Genomic DNA, 9,966 nt, shown 5'->3' with positions numbered 1-9,966 from the left:
TCTTTGGTCAGCAGCTTGATGCCGTCGGCAATCGGGATCAGCACCCCCTGAGGGCCGGCCATGTTGGGGCCAATCCGCTGTTGGGCTGCTGCCGAGATTTTTCGCTCCAGCCAGGTCATGACCATCACCCCCAAGGTGGCGGCGATGATCAGCAGCAACATCGGCAGGGGCATCCAGAGGGCATGGGCTGCACCTGCTCCCAAGCCTAGGTTCTGTAGGGCAGTCTCGAAGCCAAGTTGTAGGTCGATACCAGCGTTTGTCATGGGGGTGAGTAGCTCCCTAGAGATGGCGGGTTGGGTAGGGTTTGGGATCCCTGTAGCTAAGTTTTCCCGTTGGGATCCGATTGGGGGGGACGGTTGCGGCGGCGTAGCTCCTGCTGGATGATGGCCTGAAGGCGAGCATCAGATAGCTCTTCCGCGCGGCGGCGCCTTTCCTCTTGGTACTTAGCCCATTGCTTGGGGCCGATAACCGCAGCAATGACAGACACAATCAACAGCGGCAGAACCAAGATCGCCCAGGCCATCGCCTTTGTCCTCGCTTTCCGTAAGTATCTTAGCGATTCCTAGCGATCCACCTCGCCCATGATGATGTCAATGCTGCCGAGGATGGCGATCATGTCGGCTACCTTCATGCCGCGAATGAGCTGAGGCAACACTTGCAAATTGACAAAGCCGGGGGGGCGGATCTTCCAGCGCCACGGGCAAACGTTGTCGTCTCCCACGATGTAAATGCCCAGCTCTCCTTTGGCGCTCTCCACCCGCACGTAGGCTTCCCCTTTGGGGATCTTGAAGTTGGCGGAAGGCTTTTTGCTGATGAACTGGTAGTCCCCTTTGTTCCACTCCGACTTCGGCCCCTCCAGCATCCGCTTGGCTTCCAGGTTTTCAAAGGGGCCGCCCGGCAGAGCCTTCACCGCTTGCTGCACGATCTTGCAGGACTCGCGCATCTCTTTCATGCGCACCCGATAGCGGGCCAGGCAATCCCCTTCGGGGTAAACGGCCACCTCCCAGTCGAAGTCGTCGTAGCACTCGTAGTGATCCACTTTGCGCAGATCCCAGTTGACGCCGCAGGCCCGCAACATGGGACCCGACAGACCCCAGTTGATGGCGTCTTGCTTGGAGATGGCTCCCACCCCTTCCAGCCGCCGGCGGAAAATCGGGTTGTCGGTAACCAGCCGCTCGTATTCATCCACTTTGGGCAAGAAATACTCGCAAAAGTCTAGGCATTTTTCCGTCCAGCCGTAGGGCAAGTCCACCGCCACGCCGCCCACCCGGAAATAGTTGTTGTTGATCAAGCGCATGCCGGTGACGGCTTCAAACAAATCCAAGATCCACTCCCGCTCCCGCATGGCGTAGAGAAAGGGAGTTTGTGCGCCCAAATCTGCTAAGAAGGGGCCAAACCAGAGCAGGTGGTTGGTAATACGAGTTAGCTCCAACATGATCACCCGCAGGTAGCTGGCCCGTCTGGGCACGCTGATCCCGGCCAGTTTCTCAACGGCATTGACGGTGATGGCCTCGTTGAACATGCCGGCCCCGTAGTCCCAACGGGAGACGTAGGGCAGGTATTGCACCACCGTGCGGTTTTCGGCGATTTTTTCCATGCCGCGGTGCAAGTAGCCGATCACCGGTTCGCAATCGACGATGTTTTCGCCATCTAGGGTGACCAGCAAACGCAAAACCCCATGCATAGAGGGATGGTGCGGCCCAAAGTTGAGCAACATCCGGTCGGTACGGGTCTCGATCATGGGCATGGGCATAGCCGCCGCCTCCGCAACTGAAGAATGTTCATGGTCTGCAACATTTGCAGTATAGCGGTTTTCTTCTGCCTTCTCGGGATCCCATGCCATCAGGGATCCCAATCCTCGATATTGAAAGTCTCCAGGGGAACTCAGCTAGAGTGAGAAAAAAGGAGGGAGGCCGATGGCTGTATCCCGTTCACCCGCGAATGGCTCATCCCGACGAGAGCAGCAACATCCGCAATATGCCACCGACCGAGCTGCGCTCGATGAGCTGATGGTGCAGGCTCAGGAGAGGCCCCTCTCCGAGTGGGTGCTGGCGGAAGTCGCCCGTTTGCGCATCCGTTACCACGGCTTCCCCGGCGCCTGGGATCTGCAGCGGGATTTGGATCAGATCTTGGAACAGTGGGGCATGAGCGAAGAAGAGCTGTTCGCCCAGACCCGCCAGATCCATGCCCGCGGCCAGGTGTACGACCGCAGCTTTAGCACGCGAGACGACTGGGCCTAGTGGAGGGTTTGGGTCGGGATCCCTTACCCCCCTGAGAGAGGGGAGTTTGCCGGTTGTTCATGAGACGTGAAGCTGCTCGGCAAAGACAGGATCCAAAGGCACATCCAGGGCGGCAATCACCTTAGTCCAGAAGTTCATAAAGCCAATCCAAGCCGATAGCTCCACCAGATCTTCATCTGACCAAATGGCTTTTAGCTGGGCAAAGAAGCTGTCGGTCACCACCATGCTGGGCACGGTCATCCGCTCAGCGTACTCGATGGCCAGCTTTTCCGCCTCGGTGTAGAGGGTGCTGGTGCGGGCCTGGGCCACCGCCGCAATTTTGGCCGGGGTAGCTCCGTGCTTCTGCGCCTGCAGGGTATGGTAGGGCAGGCAGTAGTGGCGGCAGCCGTTGATTTGGGCAATGCGGATGCTGACCAGCTCCTTCAGCTCTTCAGGCAAGTTGGGGTTTTGGGTGTGCAGCGCCCCGTAGAGGTTCATCACGGCTCGCATCAGTTGGGGCTTGTGGGCCATCACCTGCAAGGGGTTCAGGGCGGTGCCGTAGGTTTTCTCCAGGCTTTCGTAAACCTTTTGCAGTTGCTTATCGGCTTTCTCTGGGGTAACAGGAGGGATCCGCATGGACAGTCTGTAAAATTGCAGCATTCTCGACTTTAGCGCGTCTGGGGGATCCGCCCAAGCCTGAGGGGCGCTTCACGGTCTGGGGGAGGGATCCCTTCTCCGCCTGAAACCAGGCACCTGCCTCCCTTCTTAACTTGTCAAGGGTCAAGGATTGCCCAAGGATTGCTCAACGGCTTCCACCTGCTGCTGGGTGGCGGTAGCCCCTTGGTTGAGGGTTTGCTGGATCTGTTCCCGAGATTGGTAAATCTGCAGCGGCCCACCTTGAGGGATCCCTTGCTGGGCAGCTTCTGGGCTGGCTTGCTCTGGTCTCGGCTCCGAACTCAGCGGGTTGCGATAGAGGCGGTTAACCAGCAAAAATCCCACCAGCACCACAGCAGTTGCCACCAAAAGCCGAACCATACTCGGATCCCTTGCAAGCATCTGGTTCTAGAATGCCCAAAAAGAGGAGCAGGTATCCGATGTCGGGCAAAGTTGCGCAAACTTCCCAGCCGGTACGGGTTGGCATTGGCGGCCCGGTGGGATCTGGAAAAACCGCTTTGGTGGAAAAGCTCTGCTTGGCGCTGCGGGACCACCTGTCTTTGGCGGTGGTGACCAACGATATCTATACCCGCGAGGATGCCGAGTTTTTGGTGCGGGCCAAGGCCCTGGAGGCAGAGCGGATCATTGGCGTAGAAACCGGCGGCTGCCCCCACACCGCCATTCGGGAAGATGCCTCCCTCAACCTAGACGCCATTCAGGAGCTGGAGCGCCGCTTTTGCCCCCTGGATCTCATCTTGGTGGAATCGGGGGGGGACAACTTGGCAGCTACCTTCAGCCCGGAGCTGGTGGACGCCTGCATTTACGTCATCGACGTGGCCGAAGGGGACAAGATCCCGCGCAAAGGCGGGCCGGGGATCACCCGCTCCGACCTGCTGGTGATCAACAAGATCGATCTGGCTCCCTATGTGGGAGCAGACTTGGGGGTGATGGAACGGGATGCCCGTCGCATGCGGGGAGATAGGCCCTTTGTCTTTACCAACCTGCGCACGGGTGAGGGGCTGGAGCAGGTTCTCAGTTGGCTGGAGCGGGAGGTGCTGTTTCGCCCCATCAAGGCCGACCCCCCCTCGGTGAGCCGCCTGTGAACTTCGGTAAGGCCATCTTGAAGGCAACCCGCCGAGGCGACCATACCCACATTTGGGAGTATTCTCAGGCTCCCTTGCAATGGCTGGGATCCCCTGGGGAGCCACCTGTGTACTACCTGCGCAACCCCAACGGCGGCCTGCTGGGTGGGGATCGCCACCGGATCGAGATCGGGCTGGGGCCAGGCTCGGCGCTGGAAATTCGCACCCAAGGGGCAATGCGGCTACATCCCGGCTTGATTCGGCAACAGGTCAAGGTCAAGCTGGCCCCCACCAGCCAGTTGATCTGGATCCCTCACCCGACCATTCCGGGGGCAGGGGCAGACTTTCGCCAGCAGGTGCAGATCGAACTGGATCCCACAGCCCGCCTGGCCTATGCCGAGATCTGGACTGCCGGACGGCTGGCCATGGACGAACGCTGGCAGTTTGAACATCTTGCCAACTGCTTGCAAGTTTGGGTCACTGCTGGGATCCCATCCTCCCCCGAGGGGAGAAAACTCTGGCTGCAGGAACACATAGACCTGCACTTTCCCCATCGGCAGGTCTCCGCCGCGTCAGTGCTGGGATCCCATCTCTGTTGGGGATCCCTGTACTTGCTGGGGGATTGGCCGGAACCCACTTGGCTGACCGTTCACATCAGCGGAACGGAGTCCCCATACTGGCTGGTCAAGTCTCCGGATCCCATCTGTAAGGGTTGGATTCTGCGCCAGGTGGGGCCACAGGCAGAGGCCATTTGGCGGCATTTTGGCCAGGTTGCACTACAGCTTGCTCAAGCCAAGGGTGGCTCACCCCAGGGGTGGTAGACTAAGGCTGACTCAAACCAACTGGTTGACCCAAGGCCGGGACGGAGTCCTTTGAACGCTGCTCAACGGATTCTCAGACGCTCTGTCCTCAGGGGGCGAAGTCGCTGGCTGCTCCTCTACGAGAAGGGGATGGCCCTGCTGGCCCTGAGCAACCTGTGCTTGGTGCTCTTCGACATGAGCTATGTGCCTGGGCGAGATTTTTGGCTCCAGGGTCGGGTGCAAATTTTTGGCGCCTTTGGTCCTCCCATTCCGCTGCCGATTCTCTCCGAAGAAACCAGCCGTTCCCCGGTGACCGACCTATACGATCCCATCAAAGGTATCGAGCCCAACCCCGAAACCCAGCGCTACTTGGCCTTGGTGGATGAGCTGCGCCAGGTTACCCTGCGGTTTGGCGTGGAGTCGGAAGCGGCAGCACCGATCCTGGCCCGCTTGCGGGAGCTCAGCGACGAGATGATTGAGACCAATCCCTTTCAGGGCGCCAACAAAACTGGCCAGTTTGTGCGTATCCTCAATTTGATGCGGGAGCACATCCCAGAAGCCGACTCTGCCAGAGCCGCCTTTGCCCGCTTTTGGACTGCTGAGTACTTGGCCAGCGCCGATCCCGCAGATGGAATCGAATTTTTCCAGACCCGGCTGCGCCCCCTCTTCGAGACCAACTATTTCCGCCCCATTGGTGAGAGCGGTAACCCTGTTGACTTTTTCCCGGTGCTGGATTTTCCCTTCGTGCTTCTGTTTGGGCTGGAATTTTTGCTGCGCACGGTGGCCATCAGCCGCCGCTACACCGGCGTCAATTGGCTGGATGCCATGCTCTGGCGTTGGTACGATGTGCTGTTGCTGCTGCCCTTTTGGCGCTGGCTGCGGGTGATCCCCGTCACCATCCGGCTGGGACAAGCGCAGTTGCTGGATCTGGAGCGGGTACGCGCCCAGGTGAGCCAGGGCTTTGTTACCAACTTCGCCGAGGATCTGACGGAAGTCATTGTTGTGCGGGTGATCAACCAAATCCAGGGATCCATTCAGCGGGGATCCCTGCCCCTGCTGCCGGCAGCGCGTACCCAGCGCGACTACATTGATATCAACAACACCAACGAGCTGGAGGCGATTGCCAACCTGGTTTTTCGCATTGTTCTCTACCGCGTTTTGCCCCAGGTGCAACCGGAATTGCAACAACTGCTCCGCTACAACCTGGATGGCCTGCTCAAGCAGTTGCCTGCCATGCAAACTCTAGAACAGCTTCCCGGCCTGGGATCCCTGCCTGGCCAACTGACGGAGCGCCTGGCCAACGAGCTGACCACCACCACCTACAAAACCCTGACGGGCAGTTTCGAGGATCCCGTCGGCTCCAAGCTGGCAGCGCAACTGATGCAGCGGTTTGGTGAGGTCTTGGCACGGGAACTCAGCCAGGAGCATGCTTTGGAGGAAATTCGCTCTCTCCTGCAAGACTTGCTGGAAGAGATCAAAATTAACTACGTCGAGCGGCTATCCCACGAGGATCTGGAGGAGGTGATGGAGCAAACCCGCCAGCTTCGGCAAAAGGCCCAGCAACTGGAGAAAGACCGCCGCCGATAGAGTTCGGGGGATTGGTTGACGAGGTTTCGCCAGTTCAGTAGGATAATGGTTCCAAGTCGGGCGAGTGGCGAAACTGGTAGACGCACCGCACTCAAAATGCGGCGGGAAACCGTGTCGGTTCGAATCCGACCTTGCCCATGCTCCTCAAATCTGTAGGGCTCGCCGCTTTCTGTGTTTGGTAGGTTGATCCGTCTTGCCTCTTCTCACAGGGGTTTGGTGATAGAACCAGCCAAGCCCTTCTGGAGCAGGGTGCCAGCGGGACGGAGTCCTTAGATAGGGCAGCCAGAATCGGGCTCATCCTGCATCCTAGAGATGAAGCTCTAGCCGCTAAACTGGGGAATCATGGATGCAACTTTGGAATCTTTCTTTGCCTCTGCCACCCAAATTGGGCTAGGTCTAGCAGGCTTGCTGGCTGTGCTCACCCTGCTGGCCTGGATCCGCAATTGGCCCTTGAAGTTTGCGCTGGTGGGCTACACGGCGTTTGCGCTGGTTTTAACAGCGGGATGTTTTGCCCTCAGCTTGGGGCCGATCTTTCGCTCCCGCATTCCCGGTGCTGCCCCCTACACCACCGTCTATGACCAAGGGGCGGATCGAGCGGTTATTGCTGTCAGCCCGGATATCACCCCAGAGCAACTGATCCTCACCCTGAAGCAGGCGGCCAGCGATTTGGGATCCCCGGGCCGCTTCTCCACCGGTTCGCCGGTGTTCACCTTGCGGGCCCGCACCGTCATCCATCCCGAGCCGGGAGTTTCCGAGCCGTTGCTCTTGGGCACGCTGCAACAGCCGTTGGGAAAGCGCCTGCGCACCCCAGAAGAACAACAGCAGCAGCAGATCCATCTAGAGGAAGAGGCCTTTGCCCGGCTGCGGAAGTTGGCCCAGGGTCAGGCTTCTGCCGCCTTGTCTGCAGAGGAAGCGGAAGAGCCAACCACCGGGATCCCACTTGCCCAGTCTTGAGCGCTGAGCCAGCGGCGCAGATCCTGTCCCACCCGGTCGGGGATCTCCCAGGGAAAGAGATGAGCCACGTTGGGATAGACAATGCAGGTGCAGTGGGGCAGGGCGCGGGCTGTGGCCAGGCTGCTGTTGGCGGTGATGTGGCGATCCCGCTCGCCGGCCATAAGCAGTACCGGGATGCGAATTCGGTGCAGATCTCCCTCGCGGTTGTAGCCCCGTTGCAAAGCGGCGCGCAGAGCTTGGCGAGCCTGGGGGGAGGTGTGCAGATAGGCGGGCAAGGCCATGTGCGCCAAATACCGATAGGCCGTTGGGGTCTGTTGCTGCATCAGGTAGCGGTAAAGGGAGCGACGGCCAAAGGTCTCGATGTTCCATTCCCAGCCGGGCCAAAGCCAGTTGAGCAGCGAGGCAACGCCGGTGTTGACCTGATCCCAAAAATCGGTGGGGGGATGGTTGCTGCGGGGGCAGGCGGCACTGGCCACCAAGACCAAACCCTTTACCCGCTGCGGCAGCCGCAAAGCCAACTCCAGGGCCAGGATCCCGCCCAAAGACCAGCCCAGCACCAGACACGCCTGCCAGCCCAGGCGATTGAGCAGTAATTCCAAATCCTCCAGGTGCTCCTCCATCTCGAAGGGATCCACCACCTGCGAACGTCCATAGCCGCGCAGATCTGGCGCCACACAGGGGTGCATTCCCGCCACTGCCTCTGCAAATACCGCCATGCAGTCGGCATTGCCCGGATGGCCGTGGAGCATCAAGATTGGGAGGGAGGGGATCCCTTTTCCCCAAGTACGGTAGTGGAGCTGCAGGCCCATCGCGTCAGCAGTGCAGTTCCCGACTGCTGTAGGCATAACACTCTGGATAGCATCTAGACAGCAGGGTTAGGCGCTGGCCGCCTTCTTCGGAGTGGGCTGGAGCTTTACCCCGTTGGGAATGCAAATTAAGTTTTGATCCAGCACCTGCACAAACCCTTTCGAACGCAGGGATCCCAGAAGACGAGTCACCGTCACGCGGGTGGCCCCAATGGCATCCCCAATCTGGGCATGGGTAAGGGGCCAGGGGAGATACATCCCTTGTTCACAGGGCTGTCCATACTCTTCGATCAACAGGCTCAAGAAGCCCTTGAGGCGATCGATGGCGCGCCGTTGGCCCAGATTTCCCAACCACAGCAGCTTCCGTTGCAGTTGCTGGCGGAAGTTTTCCTGAATCTTCTGGTGCAGATAGGGCCACTGCTCCAGATCCTGCCAGTAAAACCACATCACCGTGGTGCGATCGGCGTGGGTGCAGGCTTTCAACTCAAAGCGCTCTGGGTTGCTCAGCTCAAAAGGAAATCCAGCCGTGATGAACCCAACAAAGACCTCCCGCCGCTCTGGAGTTTGGCTGACCAGGCGCACCACTCCCTCTTGGGTGATGTACACCAATCCCGGACGAGTGGGAATGCGCACGTCTTTGGGAAAGGTGCGACAGCGGTAGTGCTCCTCGGCCCACTGGCAAAGCTCACGCCATTCCTGAGCCTCTGTTGCCGATGTGATGGAAACAAGTGACATGAGATCAACTTCCTGTCGCTCGAGCGACCTGATGGGTTTTACAGACTTTCCAGCTTTACCCGGCTGTAGGCTATGCAACGCTTCCGCGTTCGCGCCGGCGGTGCGGAGCACCTACACGTCAACGGGACGGAGTCTTAGGAAGATGGGGATGGAGAAACAGCAAGATACACACAAGAAGGCAAATACAAAGAGGAAGGAAACCGCAGGGTTTACTTTACCTTAGCTTCATAATGGCACTTGACCTCATAGGGTGACATTGTGTTCCTACTGATATTGTTCAAAAGGCTACGTCCAATAATAACCCCAAGAAGCCGTAAATTTTCAGATTCTGCCGCTGAACTCGGCTACCTGGGGGATCAGCGCAGATCATTGGGTCAGACTGGTGTATGTCTAAGGGCGGGTGTGGGGTGGCTGGGATGAATATTCTCATCAGCAACGACGATGGCATCCAGGCGGCAGGGGTGCGGTGTTTGGCGGCAGCGCTGGCCCAGCTGGGGGGGCACCAGGTAACGGTGGTCTGTCCGGATCGGGAGCGCTCGGCCACCGGCCACGCCCTGACGTTGCACAAGCCGCTGCGGGTGGATCCGGTGCGGGAGGGATTTCCTCCAGAAGTGCAGGCCTGGGCCTGTTCGGGCACCCCTTCCGACTGTGTCAAGTTAGGTCTGGACGGGCTATTGGATCGTCCTCCCGATTGGGTGATTTCCGGCATCAATCAGGGAGCCAATCTGGGCACGGATGTGCTCTACTCCGGCACCGTCTCGGCGGCAATGGAAGGGCTATTGGAAGGGATCCCTAGCCTGGCAGTAAGCTTGGCCAGTTTTACCCATCAGGATTTTCAACCAGCGGCCCAGGTGGTGCTGAAGCTACTGGAGAAACTGAGCCTGAAACCCCTGGGGGAGCCGATGCTGTTGAACATCAACGTGCCCCCCCTAGCGCTGGCTGAAATACGCGGCATGGTCTTGGCCCGCCTGGCCTGGCGCAAGTACACAGATCTCTACGAGAAACGGGTGGATCCGCGCGGCAAGGCCTACTACTGGCTAGCTGGAGAGGTGGTGGAAGAGGAGGTGGATCCCTGTTCGGACGTGCGGGCGGTTGCTGAGGGCTATGTGTCGATTACGCCCCTGCAGCC

13 protein-coding genes and 1 tRNA gene are annotated in these 9,966 nt (G+C 59.2%); 7 read left to right on the top strand and 7 right to left on the bottom strand.

Features of this window, described 5'->3' with window-relative positions; translation table 11 throughout:
• From NW820_RS05880 to NW820_RS05870, 3 genes are all read right to left on the bottom strand, one after another.
• A partial coding sequence (locus tag NW820_RS05880) for an NADH-quinone oxidoreductase subunit H (protein WP_414406949.1) occupies positions 1 to 263 on the bottom strand: 263 nt, incomplete at its 3' end.
• A gap of 56 nt (positions 264 to 319) precedes the next feature.
• A complete protein-coding gene (locus NW820_RS05875) occupies positions 320 to 523 on the bottom strand; it encodes a hypothetical protein (RefSeq protein WP_011432507.1) in 204 nt (67 codons plus the stop codon).
• Between the two features lie 39 nt (positions 524 to 562).
• A complete protein-coding gene (locus NW820_RS05870; RefSeq protein WP_041437160.1) occupies positions 563 to 1,747 on the bottom strand; it encodes an NAD(P)H-quinone oxidoreductase subunit H in 1,185 nt (394 codons plus the stop codon).
• A 169-nt stretch (positions 1,748 to 1,916) separates the two neighbouring features.
• On the opposite strand from NW820_RS05870, the gene NW820_RS05865 reads away from it, so the two are divergent.
• Complete coding sequence (locus NW820_RS05865) at positions 1,917 to 2,240, top strand: DUF3288 family protein (protein WP_414406948.1); 324 nt, start codon at positions 1,917 to 1,919, stop codon at positions 2,238 to 2,240.
• Positions 2,241 to 2,297: 57 nt separating this feature from the next.
• On the opposite strand, the gene NW820_RS05860 is transcribed toward NW820_RS05865, so the two are convergent.
• Together NW820_RS05860 and NW820_RS05855 are read right to left on the bottom strand one after the other, a co-directional pair.
• Complete coding sequence (locus tag NW820_RS05860; protein WP_414406947.1) at positions 2,298 to 2,855, bottom strand: carboxymuconolactone decarboxylase family protein; 558 nt, start codon at positions 2,853 to 2,855, stop codon at positions 2,298 to 2,300.
• A 144-nt stretch (positions 2,856 to 2,999) separates the two neighbouring features.
• Positions 3,000 to 3,254 (bottom strand): hypothetical protein, encoded by a 255-nt coding sequence (locus NW820_RS05855; RefSeq protein ID WP_041436298.1) that lies wholly within the window; start codon positions 3,252 to 3,254, stop codon positions 3,000 to 3,002.
• A gap of 59 nt (positions 3,255 to 3,313) precedes the next feature.
• Between NW820_RS05855 and ureG the strand changes: the two genes are divergently transcribed.
• From ureG to NW820_RS05830, 5 genes are all read left to right on the top strand, one after another.
• Positions 3,314 to 3,976 (top strand): urease accessory protein UreG, encoded by a 663-nt coding sequence (gene ureG / locus NW820_RS05850; RefSeq protein ID WP_011432513.1) that lies wholly within the window; start codon positions 3,314 to 3,316, stop codon positions 3,974 to 3,976.
• Positions 3,973 to 4,776: an urease accessory protein UreD gene (locus NW820_RS05845; protein ID WP_414352216.1), complete on the top strand. Its 804-nt coding sequence runs from the start codon at positions 3,973 to 3,975 to the stop codon at positions 4,774 to 4,776. The genes ureG and NW820_RS05845 overlap by 4 nt, the downstream gene beginning before the upstream one ends.
• Positions 4,777 to 4,827: 51 nt before the next feature.
• Complete coding sequence (locus tag NW820_RS05840; RefSeq protein ID WP_414406946.1) at positions 4,828 to 6,342, top strand: hypothetical protein; 1,515 nt, start codon at positions 4,828 to 4,830, stop codon at positions 6,340 to 6,342.
• 58 nt (positions 6,343 to 6,400) lie between these two features.
• Positions 6,401 to 6,480, top strand: a tRNA-Leu gene (locus NW820_RS05835).
• A 204-nt stretch (positions 6,481 to 6,684) separates the two neighbouring features.
• Positions 6,685 to 7,296: a Ycf51 family protein gene (locus NW820_RS05830; protein WP_414406945.1), complete on the top strand. Its 612-nt coding sequence runs from the start codon at positions 6,685 to 6,687 to the stop codon at positions 7,294 to 7,296.
• On the opposite strand, the gene NW820_RS05825 is transcribed toward NW820_RS05830, so the two are convergent.
• Both NW820_RS05825 and NW820_RS05820 read right to left on the bottom strand, forming a co-directional pair.
• Positions 7,224 to 8,141 (bottom strand): alpha/beta fold hydrolase, encoded by a 918-nt coding sequence (locus NW820_RS05825; RefSeq protein ID WP_414406944.1) that lies wholly within the window; start codon positions 8,139 to 8,141, stop codon positions 7,224 to 7,226. The two genes, NW820_RS05830 and NW820_RS05825, sit on opposite strands and share 73 nt — an antisense overlap.
• A gap of 30 nt (positions 8,142 to 8,171) precedes the next feature.
• The gene (locus NW820_RS05820) at positions 8,172 to 8,837 is read right to left on the bottom strand and encodes a Crp/Fnr family transcriptional regulator (RefSeq protein ID WP_011432518.1); all 666 of its coding nucleotides are present in this window, start codon (positions 8,835 to 8,837) and stop codon (positions 8,172 to 8,174) included.
• Positions 8,838 to 9,253: 416 nt separating this feature from the next.
• On the opposite strand from NW820_RS05820, the gene surE reads away from it, so the two are divergent.
• Positions 9,254 to 9,966: 5'/3'-nucleotidase SurE (gene surE / locus NW820_RS05815; RefSeq protein ID WP_414406943.1), on the top strand; the 713-nt coding region annotated here is incomplete at its 3' end.

The sequence above is a fragment of the Synechococcus sp. R55.7 genome (assembly GCF_047461955.1).
Taxonomy (GTDB): domain Bacteria; phylum Cyanobacteriota; class Cyanobacteriia; order Thermostichales; family Thermostichaceae; genus Thermostichus.
This window is presented reverse-complemented; position numbering and strand designations above follow the sequence as displayed.